This window comes from Streptomyces sp. Q6, from assembly GCF_036967205.1.
Lineage (GTDB): Bacteria > Actinomycetota > Actinomycetes > Streptomycetales > Streptomycetaceae > Streptomyces > Streptomyces citrinus.
Genome location: NZ_CP146022.1, coordinates 6890581 through 6905586, shown reverse-complemented (window position 1 = coordinate 6905586; position 15006 = coordinate 6890581). Strand labels below are relative to the sequence as shown.

16 protein-coding genes are annotated in these 15006 nt (G+C 73.9%); 7 read left to right on the top strand and 9 right to left on the bottom strand.

All coding sequences use genetic code 11. The annotated features are described in order from the left end of the window. Positions 1 to 22: 22 nt before the first annotated feature. Positions 23 to 1297: a histidine kinase gene (locus V2W30_RS31980; RefSeq protein ID WP_338701978.1), complete on the bottom strand. Its 1275-nt coding sequence runs from the start codon at positions 1295 to 1297 to the stop codon at positions 23 to 25. 179 nt (positions 1298 to 1476) lie between these two features. Here V2W30_RS31980 and V2W30_RS31975 point away from each other — a divergent pair, with 179 nt between their 5' ends. Beyond that, positions 1477 to 1722 (top strand): hypothetical protein, encoded by a 246-nt coding sequence (locus V2W30_RS31975; protein WP_338701977.1) that lies wholly within the window; start codon positions 1477 to 1479, stop codon positions 1720 to 1722. 12 nt (positions 1723 to 1734) lie between these two features. On the opposite strand, the gene V2W30_RS31970 is transcribed toward V2W30_RS31975, so the two are convergent. Continuing rightward, positions 1735 to 2151 (bottom strand): ribonuclease, encoded by a 417-nt coding sequence (locus tag V2W30_RS31970; RefSeq protein ID WP_338701976.1) that lies wholly within the window; start codon positions 2149 to 2151, stop codon positions 1735 to 1737. Positions 2152 to 2215: 64 nt separating this feature from the next. Continuing rightward, on the bottom strand, positions 2216 to 3121 hold the full coding sequence (locus tag V2W30_RS31965) for a DMT family transporter (protein WP_338701975.1): 906 nt from the start codon (positions 3119 to 3121) through the stop codon (positions 2216 to 2218). 226 nt (positions 3122 to 3347) lie between these two features. Here V2W30_RS31965 and V2W30_RS31960 point away from each other — a divergent pair, with 226 nt between their 5' ends. Continuing rightward, complete coding sequence (locus V2W30_RS31960) at positions 3348 to 4079, top strand: SDR family oxidoreductase (RefSeq protein WP_338701974.1); 732 nt, start codon at positions 3348 to 3350, stop codon at positions 4077 to 4079. A gap of 68 nt (positions 4080 to 4147) precedes the next feature. Here the strand turns inward: V2W30_RS31960 and alc are convergent, their stop codons facing one another. Together alc and allB are read right to left on the bottom strand one after the other, a co-directional pair. Next, a complete protein-coding gene (gene alc, locus V2W30_RS31955; RefSeq protein WP_338701973.1) occupies positions 4148 to 5272 on the bottom strand; it encodes an allantoicase in 1125 nt (374 codons plus the stop codon). Between the two features lie 4 nt (positions 5273 to 5276). After that, positions 5277 to 6623 carry an allantoinase AllB gene (gene allB, locus V2W30_RS31950; RefSeq protein ID WP_338701972.1) on the bottom strand — a complete coding sequence of 449 codons (1347 nt, stop codon included), beginning with the start codon at positions 6621 to 6623 and terminating at the stop codon, positions 5277 to 5279. A 221-nt stretch (positions 6624 to 6844) separates the two neighbouring features. Between allB and V2W30_RS31945 the strand changes: the two genes are divergently transcribed. Continuing rightward, positions 6845 to 7645: an IclR family transcriptional regulator gene (locus tag V2W30_RS31945; protein ID WP_338701971.1), complete on the top strand. Its 801-nt coding sequence runs from the start codon at positions 6845 to 6847 to the stop codon at positions 7643 to 7645. Between the two features lie 43 nt (positions 7646 to 7688). Here V2W30_RS31945 and V2W30_RS31940 read toward each other — a convergent pair whose 3' ends face one another. Both V2W30_RS31940 and V2W30_RS31935 read right to left on the bottom strand, forming a co-directional pair. After that, positions 7689 to 8378, bottom strand: a complete 690-nt coding sequence (locus tag V2W30_RS31940; protein ID WP_338701970.1) for an ABC transporter ATP-binding protein — start codon at positions 8376 to 8378, stop codon at positions 7689 to 7691. Continuing rightward, positions 8375 to 9439, bottom strand: coding sequence for an ABC transporter permease (locus tag V2W30_RS31935; RefSeq protein ID WP_338701969.1), 1065 nt, complete (start codon positions 9437 to 9439; stop codon positions 8375 to 8377). Before V2W30_RS31935 ends, V2W30_RS31940 begins: the two co-directional genes overlap by 4 nt. 136 nt (positions 9440 to 9575) lie before the next feature. On the opposite strand from V2W30_RS31935, the gene V2W30_RS31930 reads away from it, so the two are divergent. Both V2W30_RS31930 and V2W30_RS31925 read left to right on the top strand, forming a co-directional pair. Then, positions 9576 to 10754, top strand: coding sequence for a sensor histidine kinase (locus V2W30_RS31930; protein WP_338701968.1), 1179 nt, complete (start codon positions 9576 to 9578; stop codon positions 10752 to 10754). Continuing rightward, a complete protein-coding gene (locus tag V2W30_RS31925; RefSeq protein ID WP_338701967.1) occupies positions 10751 to 11374 on the top strand; it encodes a response regulator transcription factor in 624 nt (207 codons plus the stop codon). The genes V2W30_RS31930 and V2W30_RS31925 overlap by 4 nt, the downstream gene beginning before the upstream one ends. A gap of 92 nt (positions 11375 to 11466) precedes the next feature. Here V2W30_RS31925 and V2W30_RS31920 read toward each other — a convergent pair whose 3' ends face one another. After that, complete coding sequence (locus tag V2W30_RS31920) at positions 11467 to 11919, bottom strand: universal stress protein (RefSeq protein WP_338701966.1); 453 nt, start codon at positions 11917 to 11919, stop codon at positions 11467 to 11469. A gap of 184 nt (positions 11920 to 12103) precedes the next feature. Between V2W30_RS31920 and V2W30_RS31915 the strand changes: the two genes are divergently transcribed. Continuing rightward, complete coding sequence (locus V2W30_RS31915; protein ID WP_338701965.1) at positions 12104 to 13591, top strand: PLP-dependent aminotransferase family protein; 1488 nt, start codon at positions 12104 to 12106, stop codon at positions 13589 to 13591. A 118-nt stretch (positions 13592 to 13709) separates the two neighbouring features. Here V2W30_RS31915 and V2W30_RS31910 read toward each other — a convergent pair whose 3' ends face one another. Then, entirely contained in the window at positions 13710 to 14030 is a 321-nt protein-coding gene (locus V2W30_RS31910; protein WP_338701964.1) for a DUF5955 family protein, read from the bottom strand. Between the two features lie 177 nt (positions 14031 to 14207). Between V2W30_RS31910 and V2W30_RS31905 the strand changes: the two genes are divergently transcribed. Beyond that, complete coding sequence (locus tag V2W30_RS31905; protein WP_338701963.1) at positions 14208 to 14810, top strand: nucleotidyltransferase family protein; 603 nt, start codon at positions 14208 to 14210, stop codon at positions 14808 to 14810. The last annotated feature ends 196 nt before the right edge of the window (positions 14811 to 15006 follow it).

Genomic DNA, 15006 nt, shown 5'->3' with positions numbered 1-15006 from the left:
CGTCACGGGACGACAGGCCCCGTCACCCGCTCCACGGCAGCCAGGCCCGTACCGCGAAGCCGCCCTCGGGGCGCTGCCCGTGGTCGAGCGTGCCGCCCGCGAGCGTGGCGCGTTCCGTGAGCCCGATCAGGCCTTGGCCCGAGCCGGGCACGTGCGGGACGTCGCCGGGCGGCGGCGGGTTGGTGACCGTGATGGCGAGGCCGTCCCCGGGGGCGCCGGTGACGGTGACGGCGACCTCGGCGCCGGGGGCGTGCTTGCGGGCGTTGGTCAGGCCCTCCTGGGCGATGCGGTACGCGGTGCGGCCGGTGGAGGCGGGTACGGAGTCGGGGTCGCCGACGCGGTTGTCGAGGACGACCTTCATGCCGGCCTCGCGGGACTCGGCGACGAGGGTGTCGAGGGCGGCGAGCGTGGGCTGCGGGCGCCCCGACTCCTCGCCGTGGTCGGCGGCGCGCAGCACGCCGATGATCTCGCGCAGGTCCTGGAGCGCCTCGTGCGCGCTCTCCCGAATGACGCCGGCGGCCCGCGCGATCTCCTCGCGGGGCGCGTCGGGGCGGAACTCCAGGGCGCCCGCGTGCACGCTCAGCAGCGTCAGCCGGTGCGCGAGGACGTCGTGCATCTCGCGGGCGATGGCCTCACGGGCCAGCCGCTGCGCCTGCTCGGCGCGGAGCCCGGCCTCGGTCTCGGCGCGCAGGGCACGGTCCCGCAGCGACATCAGGAGCTGGCGCCGGGAGCGCACGAACATGCCCCAGCCGACGACGGTGACGGTGAGGATCACGGTGAACGCCACCGACAGGGCGTAGGTCGACTCGGGGTCGGGCCGCAGCCAGAAGAAGATCGGGACCAGAGCGATCGACGCGCCGCCGACCCAGGCCACGTAGCGGAAGGGGCGGTGCACGGCGAGCGTGAAGATCGCGATCATGACCGCGCCGCTCGCGGTGTTGGACACGAAGCCGACCGGCACCATCGCCACCGCGAATCCGAGCGGCCACCGCCGGCGCACCCAGACGCCCGCGCAGGCCAGCGCCCCGATCACCTGGTCGACGAGGGCCAGCGTGTCGGAGGTGTTCGGGTCGTCCCAGACCTGTTCGGCGAGGATCAGGCCGAGGAAGACGGCGACGAGGAAGCAGCCGAAGTCGACGAGCCAGTCGCGGACGGTGCGCCGCCCGCGTCCCGGCCGCCCCTCGGAGTCCAGGTCCAGTTCGTCGGCGTCGGCGGAGGTCAGCAGACGGCGCCGCCACGGCAGCGGTGTCCCGTCGCCCCGCTCCGTGTCCCCCGTGGTCCGCCGCGATGCCTCCATGGTCGACAAATCTACGCACGTCAGGCGCCGTGGGCCGCCTCGCGCGGCCTTCTCGCGACCAAAGTCGCCCACCCGTCGACTTCGGTAGCGGGCGGACGGCGTGGGCGGCGACCTCGGGCGGACACGGGCTCGCCCCGCGGCTGATGTGCGTGGGGGGTCCGCGGGGCGAGGGTTCGTGCATGGACCGAGACGGGAACCCGGACGACAGGCGGGGCCGGCGGCCCCAGCGACTGCTGGAGGTCGTCGGCGGGCTCGCGCTGTTCCAGGGCGTGCTCGGCATCGTCCGCGCGTGCACGGGCTGGTCCGGCTGGGGTCCGGTCGGGTTCGTCGGGCTGCTCGACGGCCGCGAGGTGTACGGGAGCATCGCGCTGGTGGTGCTCGCGATCGCCCTGTTCGCGGCCGCCGAGGGCCGCAGGAGCCGCTAGGGCTTGGAGCGGTCAGCAGGAGTGGTCGATCAGGTCGAACGTGGCGTAGTGGTCCGCCGTGTAGTAGTCCTCCTGGCTCGCCTCGCCCGTGACGATGCGGCGGGCGCCCCGGTCGGAGGAGCCCGGCGTGATGACCGTGTACTCGTGGTAGTAGCCGGTCGACCGGCTCGGCAGGACGCCTTCGCGGTTCTGGAAGACGGTGCCGTCCTGGCTGTACGGGAACGGGCCGCCGGCCGCGATGAGTTCGAGGGTGTCGTACGCCTGGGAGGGCAGGGCGGAGTAGCAGATGTCGCCGACCGCGGCGGCGGAGACGGTGACGGACGGGGTGGTGGGGGCGGGGGCCGCGTGGGCCGTGGCGCCGGCGGAGCCGCCGACGAGGAGGGCGGCGGCGAGGGCTACGGCACTGAAGAAGCGTGGGGGTGTCTTCATGCCCCTAGTGTGACGCGCGTAGACGGGGGCATGTCAACGACAACTACCGCTTGTTTTCCAGGAGTTAACTCGTGGCCCGGCGGCCCCACCCGGTTCCGGCCAGCACCAAGGCGGCGCCCAACAGGCCCACGGCTCCCAGGTGTTCGCCGCCGAGGGCGATGCCGGTCGCCGCGGCCCAGAGCGGTTCGGTGCCGAGCAGCAGGCTCACGCGGGAAGGGGACGAGCGGCGTACGGCCCACATCTGCACGAAGAACGCGAAGAGCGTGCAGAAGACGGACAGGAACAACAGGCCCGCCCAGTCGGCGGGTTCGAAGGCCGCCGCCGCGTCCCACGGGGTGGAGCCGGTGCCGGGTGCCGCGCAGAGCAGCGCGAACACCACGACGGCCGAGCCGAGTTGGACGCTCGTCAGGGGCAGCGCCTCCGCCCCCTGGACGGACTTCAGGCGGGCCATCGTCAGGACGTGGACCGTACGGGCGAGGGCGGCGAGCAGCATCAGCAGATCGCCCGTCGACGGTGCCGTGAAACCACCGCCCTGGGTGAGCAGGACGACGCCGAGCACGGACGTCCCGGCCGCCGCGAGGAACGCGCGGGAGGGCCTGACCCGGGTGACGGCCGCCTCGGCGAGCGGCGTGAAGATCATGGTGAGGCTGATGATGAGACCCGCGTTGGTCGCCGAGGTGTGCACGACGCCGTACGTCTCCAGGAGGAAGATCCCGCTGAGGATCAGGCCGAGCGCGCAGGCGCCGCGCCACTGGGCGGCGGTCAGCGCGCGCAGCGCCCGCCACCCGACGGCGGCGAGCACGGGCAGCACGATCCCGAAGCGCAGGACGAGCACCGCGAGCACGGTGGACTGCGTGGTGACGCCCTTCGCCGCGAGATAGCTGGCGCCCCACACGACGGCGACCGCGAGCAGCGGAGCGTCGGTGAGCCAGGCGCGGGGGCGGGGTGCGGGCAGGGCGAGCGTGCTCACGGGCGGGTCTCCGGCTACGTCGGACTTCTGACGGCTGTGGAGACGTCGGCGGCTCGCACGGGAGCGATCACCGTACCCGCGCCGCTGCCACGAAGGCCATGGTCGCGTCGGCACCGACTGCCGTACGGGACGCGCGTCCCGGGCTGAGTGTCCGTTTGCCGCCAGCTTTCCGGGTCGTACGTCGCTGTACTTGAACCCACAACGACCGACGACCTCAGGAGAAATCATGAACGGCAAGGTGGCCCTGGTGACCGGCGGCTCGCGCGGGATCGGTGCGGCGACGGCGCTGCGACTGGCCGAGGACGGGTTCGACGTCGCGGTCAGCTATGTCCGGGGCAAGGAGGGCGCCGAGGACGTGGTGCGCCGGATCGAGGCCCTGGGGCGGCGTGGCGCTGCGCTGCGCGCGGACGCGTGCGACGCGGCGGAGGCGGCCGGGGTGGTGAGCGCCGCGGTCGAGCGGCTGGGCCGACTCGACGTCCTCGTCAACAACGCGGGGGTCGGCGCGCTCGGCCCCCTGGAGACCCACTCCCCCGCCGACGTCGACCGGGCGCTGGGGGCGAACGTGCGCGGGGTCTACCTCACCACGCAGGCCGCGGCCCCCGTGCTGCCCGACGGCGGCCGGGTCATCACCATCGGCTCGTGCATGGCGCAGCGCGTCCCCGGACCGGGCGGCACGCTGTACGCGATGAGCAAGGCGGCGCTGATCGGCCTGACCAAGGCGCTCGCGCGGGAGCTGGGCGGGCGCGGGATCACGGCGAACATCGTGCACCCGGGGCCGATCGACACCGACATGAACCCGGCGGACGGGCCGACCGCGGACTGGCAGGCGTCGCTGACGACGCTCGGCCGGTACGGCAGCGCCGAGGAGGTCGCCGGGACGGTCGCGTATCTCGCCGGTCCCGACGCCGCGTACGTCACCGGCACCGAGCTGGCCGTCGACGGCGGGTTCGCCGCGTGAGGGCGTGACGGCATGCGTGCGCGGGGTGCCCGGCCTTGTCGGCCGGGCACCCCGCGGGCCTTTCTGCGCTACGCGCCCAACTCGGCGCTGCGCGCCGCCAGTTGGGCGGCGCCCTGCTCGGTCAGCGAGCCGAACAGGCGCAGGCGCGAGATGCCGCCGTCGGGGTAGATGTCGATCCGGGCGTGCGTGCCGACCGCCGGGGTGTCGAGGACGAAGCGGTGGTTCGTGTCGGGCTGGAGGCGGGTGCGGGGCAGCACCTCGACCCATGCGCCGTCGGCGCCGTCCTTCACGGAGACGGACGCCCAGCCGGCGCTGTTGCCCTTCAGGTACGCCGTGTCGATCTCCAGGGCGCGGATCTGCGACTGGGCGACGAGCTGGTAGCGGATCCAGTCGTTGCCGTCGTCGCGGCGGCGCCGGGTCTCCCAGCCGTCGTCCATCTTGCGGGAGTAGCCCGGCTGGATGGTGTTCGAGGCGGGCGAGTAGAAGAGGTTCGAGGCGTCCTCGGCCCGGCCGCCGTTGGCCAGGGCGACGACGTCGAAGGTGCCGAGCGTGGCGAGCCACTTCGGGTCGGGGACGACCTCGCCGTGCACGCGGAGGCGGGCGATGCCGCCGTCGGGGTGCTGGTTGACGCGCAGGTGCGTGAAGCGCTGCTCGACGTCGACCGCGAACCCGTTCGCCGCGTGCCCGCCAACCGCCGTACGAGGGACGAGGGTTGTCCACTTCACGTCGTCGGAGAGGAGCTCCTCGGGGGTGGGCGCGCCCGCGACGGACGTGGCCTCCACCGAGACGGCCTGCGGGTAGTTGCCGCGGAAGTGCGCGGTGTCGACGACGATGCCGCGGACGACGCCCGGCGCGCCGAGGCGGACGAGCGCCCAGTCGTGGTCCTCGGCGGTGGGCCACGGGTGGTCGGCGCCCGCGCCGCGGCGACGGCGGGTCTCCCAGCCGTCCATGATCTTGCCTTTGTGGCCGAAGTGCTCCGGGTCGAACTCGGCGCGTCCGGGGACGAGCAGGTTCTCGCGCTGCGCGAAGAACTCGTCGTTCGCGGCGATCACACCGGCGCCGAGCGAGCGCGCGGCGAGGTCGGTGTACCGCGTGAACGGGAAGTCCGCGGTGCGGTAGTCGGCGTACGGGTCGCCGCCGCCGTAGGGGCTGGCGTCGCCGGTGAAGCTGGGTATCCCGGAATGCGCGGACATGAGGTCAGTGGTTCCTTTCGAGCAGCGTGCCCCGCGGGGCGGTGAACTCGCCGTCGGCGACGATGCGTTCGCCGCGCAGCCAGGTCGACTTCACGACGCCGTGCAGCGTCTTGCCCGCGTACGCGGTGACGCGGTTGCGGTGCTGGAGCGCGGCCGGGTCGACGGTGAAGGTCTCTTCGGGGGCGAGGACGGCGAAGTCGGCGTCGCGGCCGACGGCGATGGCGCCCTTGCGGTCGTCGAGGCCGACCAGCTCCGACGTGCGCGTCGACATCCAGCGCACCACGTCCTCCAGGGAGTGGCCGCGCGTACGGGCGGCCGTCCAGACGGCGGAGAGGCTGAGCTGGAGGCCGGAGATGCCGCCCCAGGCGGTGGCGAAGTCGTCGGTCTTCAGGTCGGCGGTGGACGGCGAGTGGTCGGTGACGACGCAGTCGATGGTGCCGTCGGCGAGGGCCTGCCACAGCAGGTCCTGGTTGGCGGCCTCGCGGATGGGCGGGCAGCACTTGAACTCGCTGGCGCCGTCCGGGACCTCCTCCGCGGTGAGCGTGAGGTAGTGCGGACACGTCTCGACGGTGAGCTTGACGCCCTCGGCCTTGGCGGCGGCGATCAGCGGCAGCGCGTCGGACGACGACAGGTGCAGGATGTGGACGCGGGCGCCGATCCGCCTGGCCGTGTCGATGAGGCCCTTGATGGCCACGTCCTCGGAGACCCGGGGCCGGGTGGCGAGGTAGTCGTCGTACTTCGGGCCGCTGGTGTGCGGGGCGACGTCGAGCTCGTGCGGGTCCTCGGCGTGCACGATGAGCAGGCCGCCGAATCCGGCGATCTCGGCCATGGACGCGGTGAGCCGGTCGCCGTTCAGGTGCGGGAACTCGTCGACGCCGGACGGCGAGAGGAAGCACTTGAAGCCGAAGACGCCGGCGTCGTGCAGCGGGCGCAGGTCCTTGACGTTGTCGGGCAGGGCACCGCCCCAGAAGCCGACGTCGATGTGCGCCTTGGCGGCGGCCACCTCCTGCTTGGTCCGGAGGTTGTCGACCGTGGTGGTCGGCGGCAGGGAGTTGAGCGGCATGTCGACGAGGGTCGTGATGCCACCGGCCGCGGCGGCGCGGGTGGCGGTCCAGAAGCCCTCCCACTCGGTGCGCCCCGGGTCGTTCACATGGACGTGGGTGTCGACGATGCCCGGCAGCAGCACGTCGTCGCCGAAGTCCTCCAGGCGCGCGCCCTCCGGCACCTCCGCGTCGTGCGCCAGCACCGCGGCGATCTTCCCCGCGGCGACGGCGACCGAGGCGGGCCGCGTACCGTCGGGGGTGATGACGCGGGTCGAGCGCAGCACCAGTTCGACTTCGCCGTCCGACACCCTGGACCTCCCGTACCGAGTTTCAACGTTCTGTTGAAGGAGTTTTCACTCCGACTTCGCGAACCGTCAAGGGTCTGGACGTTTCCACAAAGTGAAATTATTATTCCGGTACGCAGAACGTAGCTATCGACGAACTTAGAGGTCAAGGGATCACCGGGCCGGAACCCGGCGGGTACGCTGCATCTCTGCCCGCCCGTCACCCACCTCGAGAGGATCGCGCCGTGCCGACGTCCAGCGCCAGCACCACCGACACCGCCAAGTCAGCGCCCAGCGGCGGTGTCCAGTCTCTCGAGCGCGCCTTCGACCTGCTGGAGCGGATGGCCGACGCGGGCGGCGAGGTCGGCCTGAGCGAGCTCTCCGCGAGCAGCGGCCTGCCGCTCCCCACGATCCACCGTCTGATGCGCACGCTGGTCGCCTGCGGTTACGTACGTCAGCAGCCCAACCGCCGCTACGCGCTCGGCCCGCGCCTGATCCGGCTCGGCGAATCGTCCGCCCGGCTGCTCGGCACGTGGGCCCGCCCGTATCTGGCGCGGCTCGTCGAGGAGACCGGCGAGACGGCGAACATGGCGCTGCTCGACGGGGACGAGATCGTGTACGTCGCCCAGGTGCCGTCCAAGCACTCGATGCGGATGTTCACCGAGGTCGGCCGGCGGGTGCTGCCGCACTCGACGGGCGTCGGCAAGGCGCTGCTCGCGCACACCCCCGCGGACGAGGTGCGGGCGCTGCTCGGGCGGACCGGAATGCCGGCCGCGACCGAGAAGACGATCACGACGCCGGACGGTTTCCTCGACGCGCTGGAGGAGGTGCGCCGCCTCGGGTACGCGGTCGACGACAACGAGCAGGAGATCGGGGTGCGCTGCCTGGCGGTGCCGGTCCCGAACTCGCCGACGGCGGCCGCCATCTCCATCTCCGGGCCCGCGGGCCGCGTGACGGAGGCCGCCACCGAGAAGATCGTGCCGGTGCTCCAGCAGGTGGCCGCCGAACTCTCCGAGGCACTGGCCAGCTCCGGCGCGGGGGCGTAACCGCCGGTCCGGTGCGGGCCCGCACCCCGGACCCGCACCCCCGTCACGGCCCGGTCGGCACTCCGGCCTCCGTCAGACGGCCGTCCACCATCTCCACGACCCGGTCGGCGACCCCCAGGGCCCCCCGGTCGTGCGTCACGAGCACCGTCGCCGTCCCGCGCTCCCGCGTCAGTGCGCCCAGCAGTTCCAGGACGGCGGCGCCCCGTTCGTGATCGAGCGCGCTGGTCGGCTCGTCGACGAGGAGCACCCGTGGAGCGTTCATCAGGGCCCGCGCGATGTTGACGCGCTGGCGCTGACCGCCGGAGAGCTGGTGCGGCCGCCGGTGCGCCTGGGCGGCCAGACCCACCGCGTCCAGCAACTCCTCGGCCGCCGAAAGGACTTCGCGCGGGCGGCGGCCGTCCAGGTGCGCCATCACCTGGAGTTGCTCCAGGGCGGTGAGCGACGGCAGCAGATTCGGCTGCTGGAAGACGATGCCGATGGCGCGGCGGCGCAGCCGGGCCGCGTCGGACCGGCTCAGCGTCCTGGCCTCGGCCCCGTCGACGACCACCCGCCCGCTGTCCGGCGTCACGAGCGTCGCCGCGACCGCGAGCAGGCTCGACTTGCCCGATCCGGACGGCCCGACGACGGCCGTCAGGCTCCCGGCGGAGACGTCGAGACTCACCCGGTCGAGGGCGGTGAGCCGCCCGTCGCCGTCGGGGTAGGTCAGGGTGATGTCGTCGAGCAGCAGGGTCATCGGGCGCTCCCGAGCGCGATCAGGGGGTCGACGGCGGTGATCCGCCGGATGGACAGGGCGGCGCCGAGCAGGCCGAGGGCGGTCATCACGACGGCCGGGCCGATCGTGGTCAGCGGCTCCATCACGAAGGGCACGCTGTCCGGCACGAACGCACCGACGAGCGCGGCGAGGCCGGTCCCGAGGACCGTTCCGCCGACGAGCATCGCGGCGGCCTGGCCGAGCGCGTCCCTGAGCAGATGTCCGGTGGACGATCCGAGCGCCTTGAGGACGGCGATGTCGCCGCTGCGCTGGATCGTCCAGACGGTGAAGAAGGCTCCTATGACCATCGCCGAGATGACGAACAGGAAGCCGCGCATCAGCTGGAGCGAGCCGTTCTCCGCCTGGTAGGACCCTATGGCGGACAGGGCGCCGTCGATCGTCGTGGTGTCCGTGCCCGCGGCCCGGTCGGCGGCGGACAGATCGGCGCCGGAGCCGGTCCGCAGAGCGACGACCGTGGCGCCGTCCGAGCCGGTCACGGACTGCCAGTCGCCGAGGTCGGTCCAGACGACGGGGGTGTGGCTGTAGGAGGCGTCGCCCGAGACGGCGGAGACGGTGAGCGGATCACCGCCGCCGAGGTCGACCTCGTCCCCGGGCGAGGCGCCCAGTTCGTCCGCCGCCTTCTGCGACAGCACGACGGTGCCGGGCCGCGTCGCGTCCGGCGCGATCCCGGAGCCGGGCCGCACCCCGAACGCGGAGACCGCGGCGGTCTGGTCACCGGCCACGGCGTTGACGGTGCCGATGCCGAGCGGCTCGGCGCTGTCGACGCCCGGTCGCCCGGCCAGCTCCCGCCACTGCTCCGGCGTGACGGCCGAGCCGGTGAAGGACACCGACTGGCCGTCGGCGGGACGGGCGAAGGCGAGGTGGTCGGCGGGCAGCCCGGTCAGCGCGGACGTGTTGTCCCGCGCCAGCCCGGCGGTCAGCCCCGACAGCAGCCCCACCAGCAGCGTGATCAGTACGATCACCGTCCCCATCAGGGCGAACCTGCCCCTGGCGAACCGTAGATCTCTCCATGCGACGAACATGGCCCCCACCCTGCTGCCCGGGGGCCCGCCGGGGCATCGCGCCACAGCACGCTTCACCCGAATCGAAGGGTGGACGTCCCTTTCAACCTTTCGGTTGACCGGCCCCGGCGGTCCGGTCCGTACGCTGGTGAACGGTATGGATCCACGTTCACTCACCCCCGTCCTGCGCGTCCTGCGCCTGTGCCTGCATCTGCTGATGGCGGGACTGCTCGCGCTGGTCGTCGCCCGTGCCGCATCCGGGCGGTCGGCGGAACCGGCGGGCGCGGTGGTGGGCGTGGCCGTCCTGCTCGGCGTCGTCTACGCGGTGGGGCCGCTGCTGCCCGCCGTCCGCGTCTCGCGGGCCGGCGCCGCCTGCTGGCTGGCCGCGCTGGGCGCGGTGTGGGCGGTGCTGCTCGTGCTGTCGCCGGACGGTCTGTGGCTGGCGTTCCCGCTGTACTTCCTGCTGCTGCACCTGCTGCCCGCGCGCTGGGGCGTCCCCGCCGTGGCGGTCGCCGCGGGCGCGGCCATCGCCTCGTACGTCGGCCATGACGGCGCGGTCAATCCGGGCGCGTTCATAGGGCCGCTGCTCGGCGCGGCCGTCGCCGTGGCGACCGTGCTCGGCTATCAGGCGCTGTACCGGGAGAGCGAGCGGCGGCGGCAGCTCATCGACGAGCTGATCGCCACCCGGGCCGAACTCGCGGACGCCGAGCGCGCCGCCGGCACGCTCGCCGAGCGGGAGCGGCTCGCCCGCGAGATCCACGACACCCTCGCGCAGGGCCTGTCCTCGATCCAGTTGCTGCTCCGCGCGGTCCAGCGGGAGCTGCCCGCGGGCTCACCGGCCGCCGCGCACATCGAGCAGGCCAGGGCCACCGCGCAGGACAACCTCGCCGAGGCCCGCCGCTTCGTGCGCGCCCTCACCCCGCCGGACCTGGCGCAGGGCTCGCTGGCGGCGGCGCTGGAGCGGCTGTGCGCCACGGCGCCCGGCCCGACCGCCCGTTTCTCGTCGAGCGGCACCCCGCTCCCGCTGCCCACCCCGTACGAGGTGGCGCTGCTGCGGATCGCCCAGTCGGCGCTCGGCAACACGCTGCGGCACGCGGACGCGGGCCGCGTGGAGATCACTCTCAGCTTCATGGAGACCTCGGTGACCCTGGACGTGGTGGACGACGGCCGCGGCTTCGACCCCGCCCGCGCGGTGTCCGGCGACGGCGGCTTCGGACTGCCCGCGATGCGCTCGCGGGTACGGGAGCTCGGCGGCACGTTCGCCGTCGAGTCGGCGCCGGGCCGCGGCACGGCGGTGGCGGTCACGCTGCCGCTGCCCGCCGGGGGTGCCGCGTGATCCGGCTGCTGCTCGCCGACGACCATCCCGTCGTACGGGCCGGTCTGCGCGCCGTCCTCGCCGCCGAACCGGACTTCGAGATCGTCGCGGAGGCGCCGTCGGCGGAGCGGGCGGTCGAACTCGCCGGTGCCGGAGGGGTCGACGTCGTCCTCATGGACCTTCAGTTCGGCGCGGGCATGCACGGGTCGCAGGCCACGGCGCTCATCGCCGCGCTGCCCGAGGGGCCGCGCGTCCTCGTCCTGACCACGTACGACACCGACGCGGACATCCTCGCCGCGGTGGAGGCGGGCGCCGCGGGCTATCTCCTCAAGGACGCGCCGCCGGAGGAGCTGGCGGCGGCCGTCCGCACGGCCGCCTCCGGCCGGTCCGCGCTCGCCCCCGCGGTCGCGCTGCGCCTGATGGACCGGATGCGGGCGCCCGCGGAGGCGCTCAGCCGCCGCGAGCTTGAGGTCCTCCAGCTCGTCCGGGACGGCCTGTCGAACGCGGACATCGCCCGTGAGCTGTTCCTGAGCCAGGCCACGGTGAAGTCCCATCTGGTGCACGTCTACGCCAAGCTGGGCGTCGACTCGCGCACGTCGGCGGTGGCCGCGGCCACCTCCCGCGGCCTGATGCGTCCGTAATCTCCTCGTCAGGTTCTACGCGACGAAGTCCGCCGCCCGGACGCGGCGCAGGGCGCGCAGCTCCGAGCGGGCCACCCCGCGCACCGGCACGGTCAGCACCGGGCACACCGCGTGCCGTCGCACGAAGCGCTGGACCGCGCCGCGGCGGGCCCGGGGCGTACGCCGATGACCAGCAGGTCGTCCGGGCGCCCGGCGAAGGACAGGAGCGCGGGACCGGGGCGTGCCCGGACCACCCGGAGGATCACGTCGAGGTCGGCGGGCACCCCGCCGAGCGTCTCCTCGAACGTTCCCGTCAGCAGGTCGCGGGCCGCCTCGAACCACTGCCGGGCCCACGCCCGGTCGGGCGAGCGCGCGTAGAGGCTCTCGCCCTCGGGCGGCTCCCAGGCCGCCACCGCGACGAGCGGCAGTCCGCGGTGCCGGGCCTCGGCCACCGCGACGCGCAGCGCGGCGGTGCTCGCCGGGGAACCGCTGACGCCGACCACGACCCGGCCGCCACGGTCCGGCACGGCCGTCGGCCCGGGGTCCGGCGGCGGCGCGCACCCCACGGCCGCGCCCCGTCCCCGCTCTCCGCGCGGCGTTGCAGCGTGCGCTCGTCCCGGTCGCTGAACCCACTCCTGTCGGCGTACATGCCGTGCCTCCTCGTACCCACCCAGGCCACTTTCTCGTCGGCCGTGTCCGAGTCTGTGCGCTGATTGGCCTGGACAGCAGGGCCAATATCGGAGATGTGGCATGGCGTCAGACGCAGTGGTCCGCAGCATGGACGGCAGGAGCGGCATGGGCCAGGGGCTCGGCAGCCGGCGGCTCGCCGACCTCGTGACCGGGGTCGCCGGGGCGCGGCCCGGCTATCGCGCCCTGGCGCAGGGCGTGCGGACGCTGCTGCTCGACGGGCGGATCGCGCTGCGTGTGCGGCTGCCCGCCGAGCGCGAGTTCGCGGCGGCGCTCGGGGTGAGCCGGGCCACCGTCACCTCGGCGTACGACCTGCTGCGGGAGAGCGGGTACGCGCACAGCCGCCGGGGCGCGGGCACGTGGACCGAGCTGCCGGAGGGCGTGCGGCCCACCGTCGTGGCGACGCCCGCCGCCGGTGACGGCGTGATCGACCTGGCGATCGCGGCGCCGGGCGCGCTGCGGGAGGAGCTGTCGGCCGCGTACGCCGACGCGGCCCCGGACGTGGCACGGCACGCGGCGACGCCCGGCTATCACCCGTTCGGCCTGGAGGAGCTGCGCGCGGCGATCGCCGAGCGGTACACGCGGCGCGGACTGCCGACGCTGCCCGAGCAGATCCTCATCACGACCGGTGCGCAGCAGGCCGTGTCGCTGACGCTCACCCTGCTGGGCCGCCCCGGCGACCGGATCGTCGTGGAGAACCCGTCGTACGCCAACGCCCTTTCCGTCATACGGCAGTTGGGGCTGCGCACCGCGCCCGTGCCGGTGACCGAGGACGGCTGGGACATGGATCTGTTCTGTGCCACGCTGCGGCAGTCGGCGCCCCGGCTCGCCTATCTCATCCCGGACTTCCAGAATCCGACGGGCCGGCTGATGCCGCAGGAGCAGCGGCGCCGGCTCATCGCCGAGGCGCGCGCCACCGGCACCTGGCTCGTCGTCGACGAGACGGTCTCCGACATCGCCCTCGACACGCCGACGCCGCCGCCGTTCGCCTCGCTCGCCCCGCACGGCGGAGGTGAACAGATCGTCACCGTCGGCTCGTTGAGCAAGGGGCACTGGAGCGGGCTGCGGGTCGGCTGGGTGCGGGCGGGCACCCGGCTGATCACCGAGCTGACGACGCTGCGGGTCATGGCGGACATGTCGGGCTCGGTCCTCGACCAGCTGGTGGCGGGGCGGCTCGTGGCGCGCGAGGAGGACATCCTGCGCCGCAGGCTCCCGCTCCTGCGCGAGCAGCGCGATCATCTGGCGGACACGCTCGGGCGTGAATTCCCCGACTGGCGCTGGGCGTTGCCGCCCGGCGGCCTGTCCCTCTGGATCGACCTGGGCCGCCCGCTCGCCTCGGCGCTGGCCGCCGCCGCGCTGCGGCACGGGGTGCGGATCGAGGGCGGGTCACGGTTCGGCGCGGACCCGGGGACGTTCGAGCACCGGCTGCGCTGGCCGTACACCCAGTCGACGGATGTCGCCGAGGAGGCGGTGCGCCGGGTCGCGGCGGCCCTCGACGCCGGGCTGGGCGCGACGGGCGACGCGCCGGGGCGGCCGCACTGGGTGGCGTAGCGCCTCTTCGGCGGGGCGCCTCGGGCCCCGCTGCTCAGCCGGGTGGCGCGGAGCCCGCCTCGCGACCGGGTGGCGCGGAGCCCGCCCTGCCCCTGACCGGCGGCCGCGCCCGGTCGTCTCACTCCCGTCCGGGCTGCGGCCCTCCGAACAGTTCGACGGCGCCCCGCACCTGCGCCAGTCCCGTAGCCAGCGCGCTCACCGAGCCGATCGCCCCCGCGACCAGCAGCAGCGAGCGCCGCAGCCTCGGCACCTCGGGCACGCCGCCGCTCGCCATGGCGTCGAGCGCCGCGAGTTCGTCCTCGGCGATGCCCCGGTCCGGGAACTCGGCCGGGTGGGCGGCGAGTTCGCGGCGCAGCCGGGACACAGCGGTGCGCAACTCCGTCACCCGTGGATCCTCGTCGCTGCCCGTCACAAGCCTCTGCTCCACGCTCCGCAACACAGCTCTCCCCCTCGCACGTCGTTGTGCGTCTGCCGTACGACCCCGTGCCGGGCGGTGGTCAATCGCCCAACCGGGGTTTGTGGGCGCCCAGTTAACGCCACGACCACCGTTCGGCGCCAGTCCGTTGCGTAGGGCAACTTAAATCCCGGGTGCCCCCCGGTGCGGTATGCAGGGGTCATGACGACGACAGGGACGAACGGGGTCGCGGGCCTGCTGCTCGCCGCCGGTGGCGGACGCCGCCTGGGAGGCCGGCCGAAGGCGCTGCTGCCCCATCGGGGCGGCCTCCTCGTGGAGCACGCGGTACGGATGCTGCGCGCGGGGGGATGCGGTCCGGTGCACGTGGTACTCGGAGCGGCGGCAGGCGACGTACGGGAGCGGGCCTCTCTGGAGGGATGCGCCGTGGTGGAGAACACGGACTGGGCACACGGCATGGGGTCGTCGCTGCGGGCGGGGCTCGACTCGCTCGCGCGGACCGACGCGCGGGCCGCCCTGGTGCTCCTCGTCGACCAGCCGGGCATCGGCGCCGAGGCGATCGTCCGCGTACGGGAGGCGTACCGCTCGCCCGCGTCCCTGGTGGCGGCCGCGTACGACGGGGAGCGCGGGCATCCGGTGCTGTTCGGGCGCGACCACTGGGCGGGGATCGCGGCGAGCGCGGCCGGGGACCGGGGGGCGCGCGCCTATCTCAAGGAGCACACGGACGCGGTCGAGCTCGTGGAGTGCGGGGATGTCGCCGAGGCGTACGACATCGACACCGAAGCGGACCTCGGACACCTTCGGTGAAGGGCGTGGCACCCAGCGCCACGTTCTGTCGAACCGGAGAATCTCGACATCAACAAACCATTGAACTTCCACAATGAGGAAACTAGTATCCACTGATCAGAAGGGCCGGTCCCCGTTGGCGGGGCCAGCAGCCGTACCCGGACGCCCCGGCACCCCGTGCCGCGGCCGCCACCCGTTCGCTGAAGGAAGTGACAGC